The organism is Serratia sp. PAMC26656, from assembly GCF_016469055.2.
In the GTDB taxonomy this organism is placed as follows: Bacteria; Pseudomonadota; Gammaproteobacteria; order Enterobacterales; family Enterobacteriaceae; genus Serratia; species Serratia plymuthica.
In genome coordinates this window covers 3,306,157-3,330,610 of the sequence record NZ_CP150486.1, presented here as the reverse complement: position 1 = coordinate 3,330,610, position 24,454 = coordinate 3,306,157, and the positions used below count along the sequence as shown (strand labels likewise).

General features: G+C 58.0%; 17 protein-coding genes. 13 read left to right on the top strand and 4 right to left on the bottom strand.

Annotated features, from left to right (window positions below; genetic code table 11):
- Nucleotides 1-70: 70 nt before the first annotated feature.
- From JEM67_RS16800 to cobA, 8 genes are all read left to right on the top strand, one after another.
- Nucleotides 71-1,645, top strand: coding sequence for an ABC transporter substrate-binding protein (locus tag JEM67_RS16800; RefSeq protein ID WP_199634856.1), 1,575 nt, complete (start codon nt 71-73; stop codon nt 1,643-1,645).
- 54 nt (nt 1,646-1,699) lie between these two features.
- Nucleotides 1,700-2,980, top strand: coding sequence for a nitrate regulatory protein (locus JEM67_RS16795; protein WP_199634857.1), 1,281 nt, complete (start codon nt 1,700-1,702; stop codon nt 2,978-2,980).
- 327 nt (nt 2,981-3,307) lie between these two features.
- Nucleotides 3,308-4,567: a CmpA/NrtA family ABC transporter substrate-binding protein gene (locus tag JEM67_RS16790; protein ID WP_199634858.1), complete on the top strand. Its 1,260-nt coding sequence runs from the start codon at nt 3,308-3,310 to the stop codon at nt 4,565-4,567.
- 8 nt (nt 4,568-4,575) lie between these two features.
- Nucleotides 4,576-5,460 carry a nitrate ABC transporter permease gene (gene ntrB, locus JEM67_RS16785; RefSeq protein ID WP_199634859.1) on the top strand — a complete coding sequence of 295 codons (885 nt, stop codon included), beginning with the start codon at nt 4,576-4,578 and terminating at the stop codon, nt 5,458-5,460.
- Between the two features lie 10 nt (nt 5,461-5,470).
- A complete protein-coding gene (locus tag JEM67_RS16780) occupies nt 5,471-6,259 on the top strand; it encodes an ABC transporter ATP-binding protein (RefSeq protein WP_199634860.1) in 789 nt (262 codons plus the stop codon).
- 10 nt (nt 6,260-6,269) lie between these two features.
- Entirely contained in the window at nt 6,270-10,415 is a 4,146-nt protein-coding gene (gene nirB / locus JEM67_RS16775) for a nitrite reductase large subunit NirB (RefSeq protein WP_426406367.1), read from the top strand.
- Nucleotides 10,412-13,063, top strand: coding sequence for a nitrate reductase (locus JEM67_RS16770; protein WP_199634962.1), 2,652 nt, complete (start codon nt 10,412-10,414; stop codon nt 13,061-13,063). The genes nirB and JEM67_RS16770 overlap by 4 nt, the downstream gene beginning before the upstream one ends.
- A gap of 13 nt (nt 13,064-13,076) precedes the next feature.
- Nucleotides 13,077-13,892, top strand: a complete 816-nt coding sequence (gene cobA, locus JEM67_RS16765) for a uroporphyrinogen-III C-methyltransferase (protein ID WP_199634862.1) — start codon at nt 13,077-13,079, stop codon at nt 13,890-13,892.
- A gap of 4 nt (nt 13,893-13,896) precedes the next feature.
- Here the strand turns inward: cobA and JEM67_RS16760 are convergent, their stop codons facing one another.
- Both JEM67_RS16760 and JEM67_RS16755 read right to left on the bottom strand, forming a co-directional pair.
- Nucleotides 13,897-14,463: a YbhB/YbcL family Raf kinase inhibitor-like protein gene (locus JEM67_RS16760; RefSeq protein ID WP_199634863.1), complete on the bottom strand. Its 567-nt coding sequence runs from the start codon at nt 14,461-14,463 to the stop codon at nt 13,897-13,899.
- Between the two features lie 165 nt (nt 14,464-14,628).
- Nucleotides 14,629-15,303, bottom strand: a complete 675-nt coding sequence (locus JEM67_RS16755) for a prepilin peptidase (RefSeq protein ID WP_199634864.1) — start codon at nt 15,301-15,303, stop codon at nt 14,629-14,631.
- 46 nt (nt 15,304-15,349) lie between these two features.
- On the opposite strand from JEM67_RS16755, the gene JEM67_RS16750 reads away from it, so the two are divergent.
- A complete protein-coding gene (locus JEM67_RS16750) occupies nt 15,350-15,529 on the top strand; it encodes a hypothetical protein (protein ID WP_199634865.1) in 180 nt (59 codons plus the stop codon).
- Nucleotides 15,530-15,831: 302 nt separating this feature from the next.
- Nucleotides 15,832-17,346 carry a YchO/YchP family invasin gene (locus JEM67_RS16745; RefSeq protein ID WP_199634866.1) on the top strand — a complete coding sequence of 505 codons (1,515 nt, stop codon included), beginning with the start codon at nt 15,832-15,834 and terminating at the stop codon, nt 17,344-17,346.
- On the opposite strand, the gene narL is transcribed toward JEM67_RS16745, so the two are convergent.
- Both narL and narX read right to left on the bottom strand, forming a co-directional pair.
- Nucleotides 17,343-17,993 (bottom strand): two-component system response regulator NarL, encoded by a 651-nt coding sequence (narL, locus tag JEM67_RS16740; RefSeq protein WP_013813428.1) that lies wholly within the window; start codon nt 17,991-17,993, stop codon nt 17,343-17,345. The two genes, JEM67_RS16745 and narL, sit on opposite strands and share 4 nt — an antisense overlap.
- Nucleotides 17,994-18,004: 11 nt before the next feature.
- Nucleotides 18,005-19,789 carry a nitrate/nitrite two-component system sensor histidine kinase NarX gene (gene narX, locus JEM67_RS16735; RefSeq protein ID WP_199634867.1) on the bottom strand — a complete coding sequence of 595 codons (1,785 nt, stop codon included), beginning with the start codon at nt 19,787-19,789 and terminating at the stop codon, nt 18,005-18,007.
- 363 nt (nt 19,790-20,152) lie between these two features.
- On the opposite strand from narX, the gene JEM67_RS16730 reads away from it, so the two are divergent.
- The 3 genes from JEM67_RS16730 to JEM67_RS16720 all read left to right on the top strand — a co-directional run bounded on the left by JEM67_RS16730 (nt 20,153) and on the right by JEM67_RS16720 (nt 24,343).
- A complete protein-coding gene (locus JEM67_RS16730; protein WP_199634868.1) occupies nt 20,153-21,547 on the top strand; it encodes a NarK family nitrate/nitrite MFS transporter in 1,395 nt (464 codons plus the stop codon).
- Nucleotides 21,548-22,298: 751 nt separating this feature from the next.
- Complete coding sequence (locus tag JEM67_RS16725; RefSeq protein WP_199634869.1) at nt 22,299-23,204, top strand: transcriptional regulator; 906 nt, start codon at nt 22,299-22,301, stop codon at nt 23,202-23,204.
- Between the two features lie 182 nt (nt 23,205-23,386).
- A complete protein-coding gene (locus tag JEM67_RS16720; RefSeq protein WP_199634870.1) occupies nt 23,387-24,343 on the top strand; it encodes an NAD-dependent epimerase/dehydratase family protein in 957 nt (318 codons plus the stop codon).
- Nucleotides 24,344-24,454 lie beyond the last annotated feature (111 nt).

Here is a 24,454-nt window from a genome sequence, read left to right as displayed (position 1 = left end):
GTTCTTCTTATAAGTTCACCCCCCTACACTCGAAAAATAACGCATCCGCGTGATTCTGGAGAGTGCATCAATGAAACGTCTAATCCCAACCTTAGTGTTCAGCGCGCTGGCAGCAAGTTTCGGCGCGCAGGCCGCCACTCCGCAAGACACGTTGGTCGTGGTCAGTTCGCTGGAGGGGATTATCAGCCTCGATCCGGCCGAGAGTTTTGAAACCGTCAGTTCAGCCAACCTGGTCAATCTGTACCAGCGCCTGCTGGCACCCGATCGTGAAACGCCGGAAAAGCTGGCACCGGAGCTGGCCAGCGGCTGGCAGGCGGGCGCGGACGGCCACAGCCTGATTTTTACCCTGTATGACAACCAGCGCTTTGCCTCCGGCAATCCGGTACGGCCTGAAGATGTGATCTTCTCGCTGGTGCGTGCGGTGAAACTGAACAAGGCGCCGTCGTTTATTCTCGGTGAATTCGGCTGGACGCCGGACAACGTCGAAAGCCAGTTGAAAAAACTCAACGACAACCAGTTGCAACTGAGCTGGCCGGCGAATATCGGCAGCGACCTGGCGTTGCGGTTGCTGACCGCACCGGTGGCGTCGATTGTCGATAAGAAGTTGCTGAGCGAACACAGCCAGGCAGGGGATTTCGGCAATGCCTGGCTGCGTTCGAACTCCGCCGGTGCCGGCCCTTACCGGGTCAGCAACTATGTGCCGCACGAGGCGCTGTTGTTCAGCCGTAACGATTACGCTCAGCCCAAAGCGCAGTTGAAAACGGTGTTGCTGAAGAACGTCAGCGACGCCGGCACCCGCCGCCTGCTGCTGCTGAAGGGCGACGCCGACGTGGCCTATGATTTGGGAGCCGATCAGTTCAACTCGTTGCGCAATGAAAAGGGCGTGCGTATTGAGCAGCATGATTCGGCAAAAGTGTATTACCTCGGCTTCAATACCGGCAGCCAACAGCAGCCGGCGCTGAGCAATCCGGCGCTGTGGCAGGCGGCTCGCTGGCTGGTGGATTATCAATCCATCGCGAAAAATCTGCTGAAAGGGCAATACCGCGTCCATCAGGCTTTTCTGCCGGTCGGGCTGGACGGTGCCGTCTCGGACCAGCCGTTCAAACTTGACGTGGCAAAGGCCAGGCAGATTTTGCATGACGCCGGTATCGCTGAAGGGACGCGTATCGATTTGATCGTCATCAACCAACCGCCTTATACCGATATCGCTCAGGCGCTGCAGGCCAGCTTCGCCAAGGCCGGTTTACAACTGGATATTCATCCAGTGGTGGAGAGCGATCTGTGGGGCAAGATGCGCGGTCGCGATTTCCAGGCGATCTTCACCTATTGGGGCGCCGACTATCTGGACCCGAACACCAACGCCAGTGCCTTTGCTTACAACGTGCCGAACGGCCCGAAAACCCTGGCCTGGCGCACCCAGTGGACGATACCGGCGCTGAGTGCGGAAACCCGTGCGGCGGCGGCAGAAGGCGATGGGGTAAAACGCGCCGCGCGCTATGCAGCCTTGCAGCATGAAGTGCAGGCCAGCTCACCGTACGTCGTTGCGTTGCAAGGGCAAACGCTGGTGGCGCTGCGTGACAACATCAAGGGGGCCACGCTGAATATCGCCAACAGCATGCTTTATCTGGATCGCGTGAGTAAGTAACGCTACGGCATGGCTTTTGCAGGATCCGCCTATTTACCGTAACGGGATCCTGTCATGAGCCGTAATAGCGCTTTCCCGCCCAGTGCCGGCGATTTTCTGCTGGCGTCCAAACGCTGCGAAATCACCGTGTTGCAACAGCTGCTGCAGATGGGCCAGTTGGTTGGCCGGGTGAGCCAACTGATCCACGTGCTCCAGCGGGAGCGCGGCACCGTCAATATTTATCTGTGTTCGCAGGGCGCGCTGTTCGGCGAACGGCTGGCCGGCAGAACGCAGGACGTGGAGCAGGCCGAACTGGCGGTACAGCGGCAACTGGCGCAGTTGGATGCCGCCACGGCACCGCTGGCCAGCGCCAGCCGCCTGTTCAGCCGTATCGCCTGCGCGTTGCACAACCTCACCGCCTTGCCCGCACTGCGCCGGCAGGTGCGGCAGCAGCAGGTCTCGCAGCCTGCCGCCATGGACACCTTCAATAACATCATTCACAGCCTGCTGGCGCTGGTATTCGAGGCGGCGGATGCCTGCGTTGAACCCGCCATGACGCGTGCGTTGATCGCCATGTTCAGCTTTATGCAGGGCAAGGAACTGGCCGGGCAAGAGCGGGCAATCGGCGCGGCCGGTTTTGCCGCCATGCATTTCAGTGAAACCTCCCATCAACGGTTACTGATGCTGATCGAAGGACAGGAGCGCTGTTTTCATACCTTCAGCGAGTTTGCCGATGAACAGTCGCTGGCCCAGTGGCGGCGCATACAGCAACAGGATGATCGCGAGTTTGAACGCCTGCGTCGCATTGCCTGTACTCAATTGCAGTTGAGCGATCGTGCCGACACCAGCCTGCGTTGGTTCGAGATCACCAGTGCGCGCATCGACCTGATGAAACAGACAGAGGATCGGCTGGAAGAGGCGCTGATGGCCAGTTGCCGTCATAGCCTGGCCGAGGCCCAGCGCTCGCTGGAGCTAGATTACGCCGATTACGTACCGCAACAGACGAGAGAAAGCTACGCGGTGTTTGTGGCCACCTCGCTGGGGGAGGCGTCGCCGCTGATGGGGGACGGCATCAATCCGCGTCTGGGCCGTTCCATGATGGAGTTGATTCAGCAGCAGTCGCAGCGGTTGCAGGTGCTGTCAGAAGAGTTGGCGACGGCGCGGGCGACGCTGCATGAGCGCAAGCAAATTGAACGCGCCAAAGGGCTGCTGATCCGGCATCGCGGCTTGACCGAGGAGGACGCTCACCGGCTGCTGCTCAAGATGGCCATGAACCAAAACAAGCGGCTGATTGATATCGCCAATGCCATGCTGGCGGTGGCGGATATTTTACCGCCCACCGGGAATACTCCTTAAGGAGTATATGCACACAGTCAGTGCAGTTAATGCCTTGAGATTGTGCAAACGATGCCCTGTGTACCCCCATCGGCAGTAGGGGGTGAATGTATTCGCCCCGAATTATGCGGGTGTGGAGTGCAGCGTGCCTGTCTGGCAGGGGCTGGCTGGGGTTATCGACAGATTTGGCACGCAAGCTGCATTAACTAAAACGTAGCCCGGCCAATGGCGGCCGGGTTGCCAACAAGAATTTGGATAAAGGCGTCCTTTCAGCATGTTCACCCCAATGGTGGAATGTGCTGATGGGACGCCTTTTTTATTTTTATCGCCTGATTGAAGGACTTGCTGATGACGCACACCAAACACTCTGGGCTTGAGTTGACGCGCCGCCGCTTTTTGGCCGGCAGCGCGGCGCTGGGCGGCAGCATGTTGCTGCCTGGCCTGATGAATACGGCCTGGGCGGCAGGCTCTGACGCACCGGAGAAAAAAGAGATCCGCGTGGGCTTTATTCCGCTCACCGATTGCGCCTCGGTGGTGATGGCGGCGGTGAAAAAGTTTGACGAAAAATACGGCATCAAAATCATTCCCAGCAAAGAAGCCAGTTGGGCGGCGGTACGCGACAAGCTGCTGTCCGGCGAGCTGGATGCGGCGCACGTGCTGTACGGCATGGTTTATGGGCTGCAATTGGGCGTAGCCGGGCCGCAGCACGACATGGCGGTGCTGATGACGCTCAACAACAACGGTCAGGCGATCACGCTTTCCAACCAGTTAAAGCAGGCCGGCGTCACCGATGCGGCCGCGCTGAAAAAACACGTCGACGCCAGCGCCAAGGGCACTTACACCTTCGCCCAAACCTTCCCGACCGGGACTCACGCCATGTGGCTCTATTACTGGCTGGCGAACGCCGGCATTCATCCGTTTGACGACGTGCGCAACGTGGTGGTGCCGCCGCCGCAGATGGTGATGAACATGAAGATCGGCAACATGAGCGGTTTCTGCGTCGGGGAGCCGTGGAACCAGCGCGCCATCGCCGAAAACATCGGTTTTACCGCCGTCACCACCCAGGAAATCTGGCCCGATCACCCGGAAAAGGTGTTGGGTACCACGGGGAACTGGGTGGCAGCCAACCCGAACAGTGCTCGTGCGCTGACCGCCGCCGTGCTGGACGCCGCCCGCTGGATAGACAGCTCCGACGCCAACCGCGAGGAGACCGCCCAGGTGGTAGCAGGCCGCGCCTACATCAATACCAAACCGGAAGTGATCACCGGCCGCATGCTGGGTCAATACCAAAACGGCCTGGGTAAATCCTGGCAGGATGCCCATGCGATGCGCTTTTTCCATGATGGCGAGGTGAGCTACCCGTACCTGTCGGACGGCATGTGGTTCCTGACCCAGCATCGCCGCTGGGGCCTGTTGAGCGCCGAGCCGGACTACCTGGCCGTCGCGCAAAAAATCAACCGTACCGAGATCTACAAACAGGCGGCAAGCGCGGTGGGCGGGGTGAATCTTCCTGGCAGCGACCTGCGCGCCAGCACGCTGTTTGACGGTAAACGTTGGGACGGCAGCAATCCGGCGGAATACGCCAACAGTTTCTCTTTAAAGCGCTGAGGTAACCGATGAAAAATCTCGCTGAACGTATTGATATGCCAACGCCGACCCGTGCGGAAGTCGTGCCGCTGAAAATCCCGGTCGCCGTGAAGCCGCAACCCAAAGCGCGCTGGAGTTTGCCTTTGCAGAACGCTTTTCGCCGTGCGGTGCCCGCGGCGTTGGGGCTGGGGGTGATCCTGGTCATCTGGCAGATCGCCGCGCTCAACAGCAAGGGCTTTCCTACGCCCCTGGCGACCTGGCAAGCGGCGCTGACGCTGTTTGCTGATCCGTTTTATTCCGCCGGGCCGAACGATCAGGGTATTGGCTGGAACGTGCTGGCCTCGTTGCAGCGCGTAGCCACCGGTTTTGGGCTGGCGGCGTTGGTCGGTATTCCGGCTGGGTTCCTGCTGGGGCGCTTTGCCTTTCTGGCGAACATGCTCAACCCGATCATTTCGCTGTTGCGCCCAGTCAGCCCGCTGGCCTGGCTGCCGATTGGCCTGCTGCTGTTTCAGCGCGCGGAACCGGCATCAACCTGGACCATTTTCATCTGCTCCATTTGGCCGATGATCCTCAACACCGCAGAGGGCGTCACGCGCATTCCGCAGGACTACCTCAACGTGGCGCGGGTGCTGAAGCTGTCTGAGTGGACGGTGATGCGCAAAATCCTGTTCCCGGCAGTGCTGCCGTATGTGCTGACTGGGGTGCGCCTGTCCATCGGCATCGCCTGGCTGGTTATCGTGGCGGCGGAAATGCTGACCGGCGGCGTCGGCATCGGTTTTTGGATTTGGAATGAATGGAACAACCTCAACGTCGAAAACATCATCATCGCCATCATCGTGATCGGCGTGGTGGGGCTGCTGCTCGAGCAGGGGCTGATGTTACTGGCAAAACGTTTTAGCTATCAGAACCGTTAAGGAACTCGCCATGAAACCGATTATCCAGGTCCAGAACGTCAGCCAGCGCTTTGCCACCCTGCAGGGGGAGTTTATCGCGCTGGAACGGGTGAGTTTCGATATCCAAGCAGGGGAAACCGTCAGCCTGATCGGCCATTCCGGCTGCGGCAAATCGACGCTGCTGAATTTGATCGCCGGGCTGACTGTGCCCAGTGACGGTGTGTTGTTGTGCGATAACCGGCAAATCACCGGGCCGGGGCCAGAGCGCGGCGTGGTGTTCCAAAACCATTCGCTGCTGCCGTGGCTGACCACCTACGAAAACGTGGCCTTGGCGGTGCATCAGGTATTCCGGCGCGAAATGACGCGCGGCGAAATGCGCGAGTGGATCGAGCACAACCTGGAGCTGGTGCATATGAGCCACGCGTTGCACAAGCGGCCGCATGAAATCTCCGGCGGCATGAAACAGCGCGTCGGCATTGCCCGCGCGCTGGCGATGAAGCCCAAGGTACTGCTGATGGACGAGCCCTTTGGCGCACTGGATGCGTTGACCCGCGCCCATCTGCAGGATGCGGTGATGGAAATCCAGCAACGGCTGAACACCACCATTGTGCTGATTACCCATGACGTCGATGAAGCGGTGCTGCTGTCCGACCGGGTGATGATGATGACCAACGGCCCGGCGGCCACTGTCGGTGAGATTCTTGAGGTGAAGCTGCCGCGTCCGCGTTCACGAGTAGCGCTGGCGGACGACCCGGATTATCACCATTACCGTCGCCAGGTGCTGAAGTTCCTCTACGAGAAGCACGCGAAAGCGGCATGAGAGCCGAATGATGGACAAAACCCAACTGGTGGTGATTGGCAACGGCATGGCCGGGATGCGACTGGTGGAAACGCTCTGCCGGCTGGCACCCGCGCGCTATGCCGTCACGGTGATTGGCGAGGAGCCGCGCGGCAACTACAACCGCATTCTATTGTCACCGGTGCTGGCAGGGGAAAAGGCGTTCAGCGAGACCCTGTTGCACGATCTTGACTGGTATCACCGGCACGGCGTGCGGCTGCTGGCCGGTGAACCGGCGCTGGCGGTGGATCGGCAGCAAAAGCGGGTGATGACTGCCCGGCATGAGGTGCCTTATGACCTGCTGGTGTTCGCCACCGGTTCGCGTCCGTTGATACCGCAACTGCCCGGCGTGACGCTGAACGGCATTTACGGTTTTCGCACGTTGGACGACGTTGAAACCATGCTTGGCCGCTGCCGACCAGGGCGGCCTGCGCTGGTGGTGGGGGGCGGCGTGCTGGGAATTGAGGCGGCGGCGGCCCTGACGCAGCGCGGCATGACCGCCGGCGTGGTGCACCGTGGCACGCACCTGATGGAGCGGCAACTGGATGCTCGCGCCGGGCGGATGCTGCAACGCAACCTGCTGCAGCGCGGTATCGAGTGTCGGCTGGCCTGCGAGGTCAGCCGGTTCCACGGCACAGAACAGGTTCAGGCCGCCACGCTGAGCAATGGCGAACAGCCCGATTGTGATCTGGTGGTGATCGCCGCCGGGGTGCGGCCCGAAATCAGCCTGGCGCAGGCCGCCGGGCTGGGCTGTGAGCGCGGTATTTTGATCGACGATCGGATGCAGACTGAGGATCCGGCGATCTTCGCCATCGGCGAATGCGCCCAGCTAGATGCCACCACCTTCGGTCTGGTGGCACCTTGCTGGCAACAGGCGGAGCTGTTGGCGCGGCGGTTGAGCGGTGAGCAGGTACCGGGCTACCGACCGACGCCGCTGCATACCCGCCTGAAAGTCAGCGGTATCGAGATGTTCAGCGCCGGTGAAATGATCGCCGACGCGCAAACCGATCTTCACCATGCCGAAGACCCACAGGCGCAGCATTACCGCCGCCTGCTGGTGCGCGACGGCAGATTACAGGGCGTTGTGTTGTACGGCGACGCCCAGGACAGCCCTTTTTATCTGCGGCAACTAGGTCAGCCGGTGAGTCAACCGGAAGCCCTGTTGTTTGGCAGTAGCGAACCCGAGGCGCCGCAGGCGTCTGACGAGAGGACATCTGATATGCATAAGCCCGTTTTGCTGGTTGCCGGACACGGCATGGTCGGTCATCACTTCCTGGAACAGCTGGTCGCTCGCGAACTGCATCAGCAGTATCACATCGTGGTCTTTGGCGAAGAGCCGGTGGCGGCGTATGACCGGGTTCATCTGTCCGAGTTTTTCTCCGGCCGCAGCGCTGACTCTCTGTCAATGGTGGAGGCGGGCTTTTTCGAACGTTCCGGCATTGAACTGCGGCTGGGGCAGGCGGTTTGCGCCATCGATCGCCGGCGCAAATGCGTGATCGACGCCGGGGGGCGCGAAACGGCCTATGACCACCTGGTGCTGGCGACCGGCTCTTATCCGTTTGTCCCGCCGATCCCCGGCAACGATCGCCCCGGCTGCCTGGTTTACCGTACGCTGGAGGATCTGGCGGCGATTGCCGAATGCGCCGCCAGTGCCAGCGTGGGCGTGGTGGTCGGCGGCGGTCTGTTGGGGCTGGAGGCCGCCAACGCCTTGCAGCAGCTTGGGCTGAAAACCCACGTGGTGGAATTTGCGCCGCGCCTGATGGGGGTGCAACTGGATGAAGGCGGCGCGGCGATGCTGCGCAAAAAGATTGAGGCGCTGGGCGTGAGCGTACACACCGGCAAGCAAACGCAGGCGATTATCGAGGGTTCGTTACACCGTCACAGCATGAATTTCGCTGACGGTGAAACCCTGGACGCTGATTTGATTCTGTTTTCCGCCGGCATTCGGCCGCGTGACCAGCTTGCCCGCGCCGCCGAAATGGAGGTAGGACCACGCGGTGGCATCGTGATTGACAGCCAGTGCCGCACCAGCGATGACGCTATTTACGCCATCGGCGAGTGCGCGCTATGGAACGGCCAAATTTTCGGGCTGGTGGCACCGGGGTATCAAATGGCGCGTACGCTGGCGGATCTGCTGGCCGGGCGGGAAAACGTGTTCTGCGGCGCAGACATGAGCACCAAACTGAAACTGCTGGGTGTCGAGGTGGCGTCGATCGGTGATGCGCACGGCCATACGCCCGGTAGCCAAAGCTACAGTTGGGTCGACGGCCCGGCGGAAGTGTATAAAAAACTGGTGGTTGATGCCGGCGGCAAACGGCTGCTGGGTGCGGTATTGGTCGGCGACAGCAGCGAATACAGTACGCTGCAACAAATGATGCTCAATGATCTGCCGCTGCCCGCCGCACCGGAAAGCCTGATTCTCCCGGCCTTGGCCGGTGGCGCGCCAAAAGTGCTGGGCGTATCGGCGTTACCGGCCACGGCGCAGATTTGCTCCTGCCATAACGTCAGTAAAGGCGATATCAGCGGTGCGGTGGAGCAGGGCTGCGGTGATTTGGCGGGGGTGAAAGCCTGCACCAAAGCCGGTACCGGCTGTGGCGGTTGCGTCGCCCTGGTGAAACAGGTGATGGAGCACGAACTGCAGCAACGTGGCGTGGTGGTGAAAAAGGACGTTTGCGAGCATTTCGCCTATTCGCGCCAGGAGCTGTATCACCTGGTGCGGGTCGGCAACATTCGCACCTTCGACGATCTGCTGGCCCGGCATGGTCATGGGCACGGCTGCGAAGTTTGCAAACCGCTGGCGGGATCGATTCTGGCCTCGTGCTGGAACGAATACCTGCTCAAGCCGCAGCACCTGCCGTTGCAAGACACCAACGATCGTTTCTTCGCCAATATCCAAAAAGACGGCACCTATTCGGTGGTGCCGCGCGTGCCGGCCGGTGAAATTACCCCCGCGGGCCTGATCGCCATCGGCCAAATTGCTCAGCGTTATCAACTGTACACCAAAATCACCGGCGGCCAGCGGGTCGACCTGTTTGGCGCCCGCCTGGAGCAGCTGCCGGAAATCTGGCAGCAACTGGTCGACGCCGGGTTTGAAACCGGTCATGCCTACGGCAAGTCGCTGCGTACGGTGAAATCCTGCGTCGGCTCAAGCTGGTGCCGTTATGGCGTGCAAGATTCTACCGCGCTGGCGATTGAACTGGAGCACCGTTACAAGGGATTGCGCTCGCCGCATAAAATCAAGATGGCGGTTTCCGGCTGCACGCGCGAATGCGCAGAAGCGCAAAGCAAGGATGTTGGGGTGATCGCCACCGACAAAGGCTGGAATCTGTACCTGTGCGGCAACGGCGGTATGAAGCCACGACATGCGGATTTGTTCGCCAGCGATCTCGACACTGCCACGCTGATTCGCATGGTCGATCGTTTTCTGATGTTCTATGTCCGCACCGCCGATCGCCTGCAGCGCACCAGCACCTGGATGGATAATCTCGAGGGCGGGCTGGATTACCTGCGTGAGGTGGTGCTGGAGGATAGCCTGGGCATCGCCGCCGATCTGGAGAACGACATGCAGGCGGTGGTCGGCAGCTACCAGTGTGAATGGCAGACCACGCTCGCCAGCCCGGATCGTCTTAAGTTGTTCCGCGCTTTTGTGAACAGCGATCGGCCGGACGAAGCCATTGTCTGGCAGCCGGAGCGCGGGCAGCGTCGCCCGGCCAGCGGAGGGGAGCGCGGGCAGGTTATCGACGTGCAACCGGCCCCGGCCGCAGGCGATCAGTGGCTGGATGTCTGCGCGTTGGCGGACATTCCCGCCAACGCAGGCATTGCCGCACGTTTGGGGCAGCGGCAGATTGCGCTGTTCCATCTGCCGGGCAGCGGCGTTTATGCGCTGGCGAATCAGGAGCCGGACAGCGATGCCAACGTGCTGGCGCGTGGATTGCTGGGTGACGTGGCGGGTGAATCGGTGGTGATCTCCCCGTTGTACAAGCAGCGTTTCCGTCTGAGCGACGGCGGCTGTGTGGATAATGCGCAATCGGGTGTTACTGCCTGGCCGGTGCGGGTGACGGCGGGCAGAGTCTGGGTGTGCAGCCAACCGTTGGCGGTGCAGGCCGCCATGCAGGAAGCGACGGACGTCGCATCATGACCGCCGCGCATTGTACCACCTGTCCTTACTGCGGCGTTGGCTGCGGCGTCGCCGTCGAAAAGCGCAGCGACGGCGTGGTGACGGTCAGCGGCGATGTCGCCCACCCGGCAAATCAGGGGCGACTGTGCGTGAAAGGCAGTGCGCTGGGAGAAACCCTGGATTTGGCGGGCCGGTTGCTTCAGCCGCAGGTCGACGGCCAAACGGTGGGCTGGGACGACGCGCTGGAGCAGGTGGCACAGCGTTTTAGCCGCGTGATTGAGCAGCACGGCCCGCAGGCGGTGGCGTTTTACGCTTCCGGCCAGTTGCTGACCGAGGACTATTACGTCGCCAATAAGTTGATGAAGGGCTTTATCGGCGCGGCCAATATCGACACCAACTCCCGGCTGTGCATGGCATCGGCGGTGGTGGGCTACAAGCGGGCGTTCGGTGGCGATGCGGTGCCTTGCTGCTATGAGGACATCGAACAGGCGGATCTGGTGATCCTGGCCGGTTCCAACACCGCCTGGGCGCACCCGGTGGTGTATCAGCGGCTGGTGAAGGCGCGCCAGCAGCGGCCGCAGATGCGGGTGGTGGTGATTGACCCGCGAGAAACGGCGACCTGCGATATTGCCGATCTGCATCTGCCGCTGCGCCCTGGCAGCGACGCCGCTCTGTTTACCGGAGCGCTGTGCTGGCTGGCGCAGCACGACGGCCTGGATAACGCGTTTTTGCAACGGCATGCCAACGGCGTGGAGGAAACGCTGGCGGCGGTGGCCGACTGGGAACCGGAGCGGGTAGCGGATTTTTGCGAGCTGCCGCTCAGCGCCGTACTGGCCTTTTTCACCTTGCTGAAAACATCGCGCGACTGGGTGACGCTCTATTCCATGGGCATCAACCAATCTTCAAGCGGTGCGGATAAATGCAACGCAATCATCAATCTGCACCTGGCGGGCGGGCGCATTGGCCGGCCGGGCAGCGGCCCGTTTTCGATTACCGGCCAGCCGAATGCGATGGGCGGGCGTGAAGTGGGCGGGCTGGCCAACCAGTTGGCGGCGCATATGGGGTTCAGCGACGAGGATACCGACCGGGTACAGCGTTTCTGGCAGTCGCCGGGCATTGCCAGGCAACCCGGCCTGAACGCGGTAGAACTGTTCCAGGCGATGGCCGCCGGGCAGGTGAAGGCGGTGTGGATCATGGGCACCAACCCGGCGGTGTCGTTGCCGGATGCGGACGCGGTGCGACAGGCGTTGAAACGGTGCCCGCTGGTGGTGGTGTCGGAAGTGATGGCGGTGACCGATACCGCAGAACTGGCGCACATCCGCCTGCCGGCGCTGGCCTGGGGCGAAAAAGAGGGCAGCGTCACCAACTCCGAACGCTGCATATCCCGCCAGCGCGCGTTTTTGCCACCGCCGGGAGAGGCGCGGGCCGACTGGTGGATCCTCAGCCAGGTGGCGCGGCGCATGGGCTATGGTGCGGCGTTCGGCTACCGGCACCCTTCGGAGATTTTCAGTGAGCACGCCGCGTTATCCGGGTTTGAGAATAACGGAACGCGTGCGTTCGATATCAGCCTTCTGGCACAGGCGGATCAGGCGCAGTGGTCGCGCATGGCACCGGTGCAGTGGCCGGTCAATACCCAGCATCCTGGCGGGTGTCGGCGCCTGTTCAGCGATGGCCGCTTTTTCCATGCGGACGGCAAAGCGCAACTGCTGCCGGTAATGCCGCGCCTGCCGCAAAATGCGGTATCGCCGCGTTACCCGATGGTGCTGAACACCGGCCGTATCCGCGATCAGTGGCACACCATGACGCGCACCGGCAAAGCCGCGCGCCTGATGCGCCATCTCAGCGAGCCGTTTTGTGAAATGCACCCACAGGATGCTGCGACGTTGGGCATTGCCGATAACGCCCTGGTGCGGCTCAGTTCGCCCCACGGCTGGATGTTGGCGCGGGCGCAGTACCATCCGGGGCAGCGGCGCGGCAGCGTATTCGCTCCTATGCACTGGAATGGCCAGTTTACCGTTCAGGGCCGGGTTGACAGCCTGATCCCGCCGGTGGTCGATGCTCATTCCGGCCAGCCGGAAAGCAAACATGCGCCGGTACGGGTCAGCCCGTGGCCGACGAGTTGGCAGGCGGAGATTTTCCTGCGCGCCGAGGTAGCGCCACCGGCGGGCATTTACTGGAGCCGGGTAGCGCAGGACGGCCTGACCCACTACATCATGGCCGGGCAACGACCGATCGAAGACTGGCAGGGCTGGTTGCGGCGGCATTTTCCCTTGGCGGGGCTGACGCTGCAAACCGCGCAACTGGCCCAACGCGGTTTGCACGTCATTGGTTGGCGTCAGAACGAGGTGCAACTGGCGTTTTATGTTCGCCAACAGGCTCCGATGCTCGATCGACCGGCAATTCTGAGCGCTTTTGCACAGCCGCCGGTCGGTGGACCGCAGCGGTTGGCCTTGTTAGCGGGGCGAGGGGTTGCGGGGCAGCCGGCGGCCGGGGCGACGATTTGCAGCTGTTTCGGCGTGGGTGAGAATCGCATTATTGCAGCAATTCAGGCTGGCTGCCACAGCGCCAGTGAATTGGGCGAGCGTCTGCAATGCGGCACTAACTGTGGCTCTTGTTTGCCGGAACTGAAAAAGTTGATTCAACAACATGCGGCCCAGCGGGTGGCATAGCGGAGGAGATGCAATGAAGGCACTTGAAATGCTGATGTTGGCTGGGGATCGTCGCCAGCCGGTGCGCCGGGGCGAAGTATGGTTGGTCGGTGCCGGGCCGGGGGATGCCGAGCTGCTGACGTTGAAGGCGCTGCGGGTTCTCCAGCAGGCGGACGTGGTGGTGTTTGATCGCCTGGTTTCTCCGGCGGTGATGGCGCTGCTGCCTGCGGAGGCGTTGCGTATCGACGTGGGTAAATCCCTGCGTTGCCACACTCTGGCGCAATCGGAGATAGAACAACTGCTGGTAGAGCTGGCGCAGGCCGGCAATCGGGTGGTGCGGTTGAAGGGCGGTGACCCTTTTATTTTTGGTCGTGGCGGCGAGGAGATGGCCTGGTTGCAGCGTCATGGCGTGGTCTGCCATGTCGTGCCGGGCATTACCGCCGCCAGTGGCTGCGCGGCGGCAAGCGGTATTCCGTTAACCCACCGGGATTATGCGCAGTCAGTACGTTTTGTTACCGGCCACTGCCGTAACGGCGAGGTGGATCTGGACTGGCGGGGATTAGTCAGCTCGGGGCAGACGCTGGTGTTTTATATGGGCCTGGCCTTGAGTGAAACCATCGCCGCACAGCTGCTGCGTCATGGTATGGCGGCGGAGATGCCGTTGGCGATCATTGAACGCGGCACCCAGCCGCAGCAGCGGGTATTGATCGGCACCCTGGGCGAACTGCCGGCGATCATAGCTCGACAGCGGCCGGTTTCACCCAGTCTGCTGGTGATCGGCGAGGTGGTCAGTCTGTACCGCGCTGCGGCGGTTACCGCAGAGACCCCGGCAGAGGCGTTGGCGGTCTGAACGACTATTGGCCGAAGCGGCCGATAAGGCCCGCGCCACCCTTGGCGTGGCCTTGCAGTTTTTCCAGGAGTTGTTCGCGCGTTAAGCCCGGGCCAAATGCATGGGGCGGGAGATCGGTGGCGATCAGCACGAAAGTATAGTGGTGCAACCCTGAACCGGCCGGAGGACAAGGGCCGTGATAAACCCCGGTTCCTGGCGAGTTTTTGCCGCCAACAAAGCCTTTGCCCAGGGTGAGGTCGCCCTCGGCGAAGCCGCTGGCCGAGACGGGAATGCCGTAGGCTACCAAATGGCTGACGCCAAGGCCGCTGCGCCCTTCGGGATCGGACAGCAGTAACGCGAAACTTTGGGTGCCTGTCGGTGGGTTGGCCCAGTTCAGCGGCGGTGAAACGTTATCGCCAGTGCAACTGGCATTGCCCGGCGTCGCGCCGGCATATTTTTGCGCCAGCCTTCCGCCATCCTGAAACGCCGACGAGGTGAGGGTAAAGGTGCCGGCTGCCTGCGCCGCGAATGACAGTGACCCCGTCAGTAACGCCACGCCGAGCGCGAGTGCGGATAAACCATGACCGATCATATAACCTCCCGTATTGATTTAGGCAAAACCCCGTTTTGGCTTAGCCAAAGGATAGCGGTGCAGGTGAAGCATCGCCATAACAGCCGTACCGACAGTGGGCTATAACAGCGGTAAAATGGCCCTGTGCCAATCTGTCGCCCGAGTGAAATAAGGTGAAATTTAGCGTTATACCCCGTTGAACGGCGCTATTCCCTTGCCGGCCGTCGACAGCAGCAACGGCCAGGCTGCCGCCGCCAGATACAGGCCGAACGGCAGCGGAGTTTGCCAGCCGGGTTTACGCATCAGGCCGGCAATGGCCACTGCGCATAATCCCGTCGCCGCCGCACCGGTGACCAACATCGGCAGGGCGGGCCAGCCGACCCAGGCGCCTAATGCCGCCAACAGTTTAAAATCTCCTTGTCCAATCCCATCCCGTTGATGACGGCGGCGATAGGCCGCGTTCAGTAGCCACAGCGACAAATAACCGACGACGGCCCCTGACACCGCCTCCGCCAGCGAAGTGAAATAGCCTTGCTGGTTAACCAACAGCCCGGCCCATAGCAGCGGCAGTGTCAGGCGATCCGGCAACAAACGGTGCCGCCAATCGATAAACGCCAACGCGATCAATACCGCCGCCACCGGCAGCAATACCACGCGGTGCAGGAGCGGCATGCCGAAAGGCAATGCCGCCAGCCCGGCGCAAACGGCAGCCCCCATTATCCAGCGCGCCTGCTTTGGTGAGGGCCCCAACAGGCTTGCCGATACGCAGTGAATCAACCGCGTAGCGATGGCTGCAGCAAGCAGCAGGGCCGGGATAAACAGGCAGCGATGCCAGAGATCGTGTTGCGCGTCATCGAGCATAAAACATCCTTGTCGAGCTGAAGTTAGCGTTCAAAATAACGGCAAAATGCGGTTGGTAGGGAAAAATGATGCCATCAATGGTTGGCATTGCGAGCTTGGCCGCAAAGCATTGTTCAGCCAAAAGAGGGATAGCAAAAAATTGCGTATTGCTACGCATAATCAAGACATTATTGGTCCCGTTGATTTCCGTCTGAAGTTTTTTTCGGCAAAATTTCAGGTGAAATAAAGTGAATTCACTCCTTTTGGTGGCTCGGAACCGGGCATTTTTATGGCTTGATGCTATCGCCTCTGCGGAGGTGATGATTTTGTTACGTTGTCACATGAATAACTGAGGTTTATCCGATGGTTTCTCATCACAAATCCACTAAGCTTGGGTATTCATGATGCGCTTTGGCGCAGGGCCCTTGAAAGGGGATAAATGCCCTGTGTTAGAGTGTGTGAAGGTTGAGTTGTCTGCCGCCTGGAGTGGCCGCAGCAAAAAAGGATTGATGCGCCTTGCCCTCCGGATGAGGGGATGGCGACAGAGTAATGACTGACGTTATACAAAAAACACGTTACAGAGTGAAAAAAGCCGTTCATTTTCTCCCTCGCCTCACCGGCAGTTTACCGGCGGCGCTACTGATGTGGCCACTCGTCTGGTTTTGCGGCGCGTTGCCCGCCCAAGCTGAATCCCCGCCGGCACCCGATTCCCTCGCTCATTCATCGGGCAATGATTTACCCGAGCTTGGCGGCAACGCCCAGGACGATGCTGCGCGTGAGAAAGAGTGGGCCACGATGGCCAAACAGCTGGGTGAACGTAATTTGAATAACGTTTCCGGCCAGCAGGTGCGCACCCGTGCCGAGAACTATGTGTTGGGCCAGGCAAACGACGTCTTGCAGCAGCAAGCGCAGGAGCTGTTATCGCCGCTGGGCACTGCCAAATTGTCGCTGGCGGTGTCCAACCAGGGGGATTTTGCCGGCAGCAGCGGCCAGTTGTTCAGCCCGCTGTATGACGTCAACGGCTTGCTGACCTACAGCCAGCTCGGTCTTTTGCAGCAAAACGACGGTTCGCTGGGCAACCTGGGGATCGGGCAACGCTGGGTCGCCGGGGATTGGCTGCTGGGGTATAACACGGTGCTCGACAGCGATTTTGAACGCCGGCATAACCGTGCCAGCGTGGGTGCCGAAGCCTGGGGCGATTTCCTGCGCTTTTCCGCCAATTATTACTATCCGTTGTCGGCGCTGGCGCAGCAGAAAAATGACGCGGTGTTCCTCAGCCGACCGGCGAGCGGTTATGACATTACCACTCAAGGGTACCTGCCGTTTTACCGCCAGATTGGCGGTTCTCTCAGCTACGAGCAGTACTGGGGGGAGAATGTCGATCTGTTCGGCAGCGGAAAAAAGCAAAGCGATCCGCGCGCCATGCAGTTCGGGGTGAATTACACGCCGGTGCCGCTGGTGACGGTGAAAGCGCTGCACAAGATGGGCGAGGGCGGGGTGAGTCAGGATCAGGTCGAGCTGGCGCTGAGTTACCGGCTTGGTGTCCCCTTGGTGAAACAGATATCGCCAGAGTACGTTGCGCAGGCCAAGTCGTTGCGCGGTAGCCGTTATGACAATATCGAACGCAAAAATGTCCCGGTGTTGGCGTTCCGACAACGTAAAACGCTGCAGGTGTTTTTGGCTACGCCACCGTGGAGCCTGAGGGAAGGGGAAACGCTGCCGCTGGCGCTTGAAATTAAAGCGGCCAACAAAATCGCCCGCGTCAGTTGGCAGGGGGATACCCATGCTCTGAGCCTGACGCCGCCGCAAAACGGTAACGATCCGCACGGCTGGAGCCTGATTGTGCCTAAGTGGGATGCCTCTTCGGGCGCAAGCAACAGTTACTCTTTATCGGTTACGCTGGAAGACGATAAACACCAGTTAGTGACATCCAACTGGATCCAACTGCACGTGACGCAGCCCCTGACGCTGTCTTCCGGCACCGACGAGGGGTTGCCGCCGGCGAAAACCTTGCAAACGCCGGCGATACCGGCGCAGACCGGGCCACTGAACGGCGACGATTAACCGTTTTTCCCCTGCAACACCCAGACGGCGGCTTCAACGCGCGATTTCAGCTTCATTTTTTTCAGCAGGTGTTTGACGTGCACCTTGACGGTACTTTCGGTGATCGTCAGCCTGCGGGCGATCATTTTGTTCGGCAGACCCTGGGCGATCAGTTTCAGAATATCGCGCTCACGCGGCGTCAGTTGCTGGATATCGCGTTCGGCACTGGGGCGGTTCTCACGCAGGCTGGCGGCCAGGATCGGCGTCAGGGCTTCGCTTAACACCATCTGACCCGCCGCCGCCTGATGCATGGCCTTCAGCAGATCCTCCGGCTCCATGTCTTTCAGCAGGTAGCCGTCGGCACCGCGTTTCAGAGCGCTGACCACGTCATCTTCGTGATTTGAGACGCTAAACACCACGATGCGGCCCGATAACGCGGTCATGCGCAGGCGATCCAGCGTCTCCAGACCGTTGATGCCCGGCATGTTCAGGTCGAGCAGGATCAGATCAGGATCGTGTTCTTCGGCCAGCGCAACGCCCTGTTCGCCATTGCCGGCTTCGGCAATCACCTGCAGGCGTGGGTCCATAGCGATCAACTGCTTTACGCCATTACGCAGCATCGGATGGTCATCAATCAGTAAAATGGTGGCAGCGGTTTCAGTCGTCATGGTTTCTCTCATTAATCGATGGCGTGGTTGTCCGGTTTGAATACCACCCGGACTTCAGTGCCGCCGCCGCTGCAGGGTAAAATCTCGCAGTGGCCGTGCAGGCTTTTGGCGCGATCGCGCATAATTATCAGGCCATAATGATCGGGGCGGGCGGTCTCTTCCGGCAGCCCGCGTCCGTTATCGCAGACGCTCAGGGTAACTTCGCCTCGTCGATTGACCACCTGAATGCTTACCCGGCTGGCCTGGGCATGTTTATTTATGTTGCTTAACGCTTCGCGGGCAATCTGCAACAGGTGAATAGCCTGATAAGAAGGCACCGTGCGTGGCGTCAACTGGTAATCGAGATCAATGGCAACGCCGAGCCGCTGGCTAAATTCCTGTACCGTTGATTGTAGCGCCGCCAGCAGCCCCGGCTCGGTCAGCCGCAGGCGGAACGTGGTCAGCAGTTCGCGGAGTTGGCGGTAGGCGATGTTCAGCTCTTCGCGCATCTGTTGCACCAGCGCCAGATTGGCGGGCGAGAGCTCCGTACCCTGCATTTGCAGGCAACTGGTCTGCATTTTCAGGCACGACAGCGACTGGGCAATGGAGTCATGCAGCTCGCGCGCTATCGTTGCGCGCTCTTCCATCAGCATCAGCTGTTGCTGATGATCGACCTGGCGTTCAATCGCCAACACGCTGGTCAGCTGTTCTACCAACGTGTTAACCAACTGGCGATGATCGTCATTTAGCGGCCGTTGCGGCGAGTGTTGTGCGACGATCACCCCGTAATCGCCCAGTTTGTCGCTTAAACGCCAGCTCAGGGAAGGATGATGGGCGTGTTGTTGGCCGTCATCGTTCAGGCAGGCGCTGCAGACCGGGTTGGTGCAATATTCCGGCCGTAGCGGCAGGTTGCCGCTCAATTGTACAAATTGTTCCTGACTGTTGTTCTCGTACAGGCGAACCTGAATGGCGCGCAGCGGCGTCAGGCTTTGCAGTTGATTGAGTATCGGTGTCAGGCGACTGCACAGCGGTTCATTGCTGTGCAACTGGCGGCTGGCTTTATAGAGGAAGCTCAGCACCTGGTTTTTTTGTTGCAAGTCGGCGGTTTTTTCCGCCACCCGCTGCTCCAGCCCGCTGTACATGGCGGAAAGTTCGTCGGACATGGTATTTAACGCGCCGCCGAGTGAGGCCATCTCATCCTGGTGGCCGCGTTGGGCAAAACGCCGGCTGAAATCGCCGCGGCCCGCCGACAGCGCCATCGCCACCAGTTGCCGCCAAGGATGCAGCAGGCGACGGCGCAGGTAACAGATGGTACCGACCAACAAGAGCAGGGTCAGAGCGATAAATCCTGCCTGGACCAGCGTCACCATCAACAGCCGCCGTTCGGTCTGGTGGTCAATGTCGGACACCAGCTTATCCAGCAGGGTGACGAAATGCGCGACCTGCGGCGCAGCCTCGTCCGGGTGCCGAACCTGACGCAACTGCGGCAGCAGGGTTAGCTGCCAATAATCATGCAGCGTCTGAAATTGTTCAGTCATCTCCTCTTGTTCCAGCGAACGCTGAAGATCGGGGCTGTCTTGATCCTGATCCAGTTCGCGGATCAGCGCTTCGCTGCGAGCATCCAGCGGAACCTGCGACAGCAGGCGATAACTCTGCATACGCAACGATCCGGCCTTATTGATGGCATGCGCGTTGCCCTGAATGCTCTGCGACATCCAGGCGGAAATGCCCATTCCGGCAATGCCCAATATGCCTAGCAGTATCATCAGCATGGCCACCTGATTAACGATGGAAAGTGGAGCTAACAGGCGTTTCATGTTGCTTGGGTCCCCGGAGGTAGAGTGTGGCTACGGCTGGAAACCAGAGGGCGAAAGCAGGCCGTGCCAGCGAAGGCGGTAACGATTTGGCGTCATTTTTCACCATCCTTGCAGGCAACCCCATACCTCTAACGAAGTACCCCTTAGTTTCCATACGCCGTTACAGGTGGGCGGCACAGGCGTAGTCTAAATTTTAACAAATTGATTTATAGAAATATTATCTGGAATCGCCGCTTACTCATAAAGGGATGTTGGTACTTTTCCCGCACAGGGCTACCTGCATCCGGGTTGATTTACATCAACTTTGCTCGGGAGGGGGCCACCTAGGGTGTGCGAAGTTATCATCCTGTCTCTGAGGTTTTTATGTCGCAATCTGCAACGTCATCATCAAAAAAAACAGGTGCGGTTATTCAGAACTGGCAGCCTGAGGACGCCGCGTTCTGGCAACAGCGTGGCCAGGCTATCGCCAGCCGCAACCTGTGGATTTCCATTCCTTGTCTGTTATTGGCCTTCTGCGTCTGGATGTTGTTCAGCGCGGTCGCGGTCAATCTGAACAAGGTTGGCTTCAATTTCACCACCGACCAGCTTTTTTTGCTCACCGCGCTGCCTTCCGTTTCGGGCGCCATCCTGCGTGTGCCCTATTCGTTCGTTATCCCGCTGTTCGGCGGCCGCCGCTGGACGGCAATCAGCACCTGTTTCCTGCTGGTGCCCTGCCTGTGGTTGGGGATGGCGGTTCAGGATACCTCCACTACCTATGGCGTTTTTGTCATTATCTCTCTGCTGTGCGGTTTCGGCGGCGCCAACTTTGCTTCCAGTATGGCCAACATCAGTTTCTTCTTTCCAAAGGCCAGGCAGGGCGGCGCATTAGGTTTGAACGGCGGGCTGGGCAATCTGGGCGTCAGCGTGATGCAACTGGTGGCTCCGTTGGCGATCTCCATCGCCATGTTCGGTGTTTTTGGCGGTACGGGTCAGGTTCAGCCGGACGGCAGCCAACTGTGGCTGGAGAACGCCGCGTGGATTTGGGTGCCGTTTCTGTTGGTCGCCACGCTGGCGGCTTGGTTCGGCATGAACGACCTGGCGGCTTCGAAGGCCTCGCTCAGACAACAGTTGCCGGTGCTCAAGCGCGGCCATCTGTGGATGCTGAGCTTGCTGTATCTTGCCACTTTCGGATCCTTCATCGGTTTTTCCGCCGGTTTCGCCATGCTGTCGAAGACGCAGTTTCCGGACGTGGTGATCCTGCATTATGCCTTCTTCGGCCCGTTCCTCGGCGCCCTGGCACGGCCGGTAGGCGGTGCGCTTTCCGATCGGTTTGGCGGTATTCTCGTCACCCTGATTAACTTTGTGTTGATGGCGGTGTTTGCTGCACTGTTGTTCCTGACCTTACCGGGGGCCGGGCATGCGGGTTCCTTTATTGCGTTTTACGGCGTCTTTATGCTGTTGTTTCTTACCGCCGGTTTGGGCAGCGGCTCGACCTTCCAGATGATCGCCGTGATCTTCCGTAAAATTACCCTTGAGCGCGTTAAGGCTCGAGGCGGGAGCGACGAAAGCGCACAGCGCGAAGCGGTAACCGATTCCGCAGCCGCTTTGGGGTTTATCTCGGCGATTGGCGCCATCGGCGGTTTCTTTATTCCGAAAGCATTTGGCACTTCCCTGGCGCTGACCGGTTCACCGGCGGGCGCGATGAAAATTTTCCTGGTGTTTTACCTGTTATGCGTGGTGATTACCTGGGCTGTGTACGGTCGTAAAAAAACGGCCTGATGAGGTTTGTTCCTCCCCGACAGGGGAGGGACTGTCTCTTTTTCTCTCCGCGTAGTTTGTTTTTCCTCAGTGAAATTTCCCGTCTTTAGGTAATATTCTTATTTCCCCATGCTGAATTTCCCTTTTTTAATAGGTGCATCTCTCACTTCATGTTTTTCAATGAAGAATACCCCACAGTATTATTGTTAGCGTGATTTTCATTTTATTGTCGGAATTTTTACAGAAATAAAGCATGCTGGTGACATAGCCTGTTATGGTGAGTGACAGATATCTTCATTATTTGAAGGTTGTGTAGCCAAATTGAAAATATGTCTTTGTATTTGGTGCTTTGTTTCATGGAGTGATTAAATCAGATAACTCTCATTCTGTTTTCGCTGGCTTTTTGTAGGCTATCTGGCAATCGGATTAGGTGGAAAAACAGGTGATACTTACAGGCTTTCGGGTGAATTTCACAATTTCACTTAACCAACAAAGTTATAACATATATAGAGTTTTTGTTTCAAATCAGTCTGTTGGCTGATTTTTATTGCCGGTAAACATGCAAAGAAACCATGTTACCAACAGGGAAAAAGAGAACATTCTGAGAATCGGATCTTTGGTATTCGAGGTGATGTAAAAAATGAAATCAGCGAATTTTTATAAAAATAAACATCGAATGAATGCAACCTGTTGAGTTTACATTTAATTTCTTGAACATTTTTTCATATTTCTATACAAAGTGTGCAGGACAGGCACGTTAAGGAAATTAAAAGTGAATCTTGATAAAAGAATAAAGATTAGGAATCTAGATGTTCTGACACCTTCCCGGGAAAAGTTCCGCCTGCGTTGGAAGGAGTATCAGATACTTTCACTTCTGGTCGCCAGATCCCCTGAACTGGTTAGTCGTACGGAAATTATAGAAAATATATGGAAAGGGACTTATTGTTCAGATTCGACGATAAATCAAACAATTAAATCAATTCGTCAGAAAATAGGTGATGTTGAACATACGCTTATCAGAACGATTCCGCGCCTGGGCTATAAGGTGGAAAACAAGGCCGCTTTTCACTTTATATCGGAGGAGGATGAATATGGTGCTGATGAAATATGGAGCGTTTCTGGGAGTATTAACGAAGATTTTCAAGCGGAAATTTCTGAAAGTGGAAATAAAGATGATGAAATTAGCGCCGAGAAAATAGACACGCACAAGGAAGCGATTACGAGTTCCGGGCCACCTGTTGCTGTGGTATCAGTACCGCTGAAAAATACGACAATAAGAAATAAAATGACTGCGTCGGCGGGTTTTTTCTCCGTTCCTGCCGTCAGAGTGGTGAAGTATCTGTCGGTATTTGTCTCACTGCTGATTATTTCACATTTTTCCTATGTACTGGGGAACCAAACTCGTCCACCGATCATCAATGATATACAAAACAATACCCGCGTGGTGCTTACGCTGACGCTGAACAACCCCCAATCTAACGGCCCGCAAACGCTGCTTTGCCTTTATCAGGGCGAAAGCCTGGAGCAGGCGACCATCGAGTGCGTCGATCCCAAACAGGGGAAGTTTAAACAGCCGGTGAAATACGAAATTTCAGAGGCCAAGGGTAAAGGTAAGATTAATCTCATTCTGCCGAATAAAAGCATTCAATATCAGGTTGCTTACGAAGTTAAAAATTAGTCTACGCCGACATTTCATCTTTCCCCATAATTTTACATTCAGCAAATATTGTTATTTCATTATTTGTTATTTGAAAGCTTGGGCCGATTTGTCCAGTCTGGTTTCCATGATCTAACGCGTATTAAGCGTCTCGCCTCAATTCTGCGGTGGGAATTAATGGAAAACTTGGCTGAGTGACAAATATGGATAAGCGTAAAGTAGCTATCATCGGGGGTTCCGGTTTTATCGGAACGCGTTTGGTTAAGCGCCTGAGTGTGCGTAACGATCTGATTTTGACGATTGTAGACAAGAAACAAAGCGAACATTTTCCGGAACTCTATCAGTTTGGCGATGTAACCCAGCCGCAGACCTTGCTGCAACCACTGGCGGGGTGTGATGCCGTGATTAATCTTGCGGCAGAACATCAGGATAATGTTGACCCGATCTCACTGTATTATCAGGTTAATGTCGATGGCGCGCGTAATGTTTGCATGACGGCATCTTCGCTGAATATCAGGCAGATTATTTTTACCTCATCCGTGGCGGTCTACGGGTTCGTTACCCAGGAAACCGGCGAAGAAGGGCGTTTTGAACCCTTTAACCATTACGGTAAATCCAAGCTGGAAGCGGAGTATGTCTACGAAGCCTGGCGCAAGGCCGACGGTGACAATAAGTTGACCATTATCCGTCCGACCGTGGTATTCGGCGAAAATAATCGCGGCAACGTTTATAACCTGTTCCGTCAGATCGCCAGCGGCCGTTTCGTAATGATTGGCAGCGGCAATAATATGAAATCCATGGCTTATGTCGAGAATATTGCAGCCAGGCTGGAGCATGCGCTTGACCAGCAGGCCAGTTATCAGGTCAGCAATTATGTTGATAAACCGGATTTCACCATGAACCAACTGGTCGACGTTATTTCGTCTTCATTGGGCAGAGAGAACAAGACTATTCGGATCCCTTATATATTTGGGATCTGCGGCGCTACGGCATTGGATGTGGTGAGTAAAATAAGTCACCGTAAATTCCCTATTAGCCGGGTTAGAGTACAAAAATTCTGCGCCAGAACACAATTTAAAAGCAATGTGCAAAACAATTTCGAGGCGCCGGTTGAACTTAATTTGGCAATCGAAAGAACCATTAAGCATGAGTTTTCCTAGAGATATATTTCTCATGCGCTAACGCCTTTTATTTTTCGGATAAATCTGTAGTTAACAGGATGAGCTTATGCTGACTTATATCCTGGCGATGTCAATTTTGTTTTTGTTAAT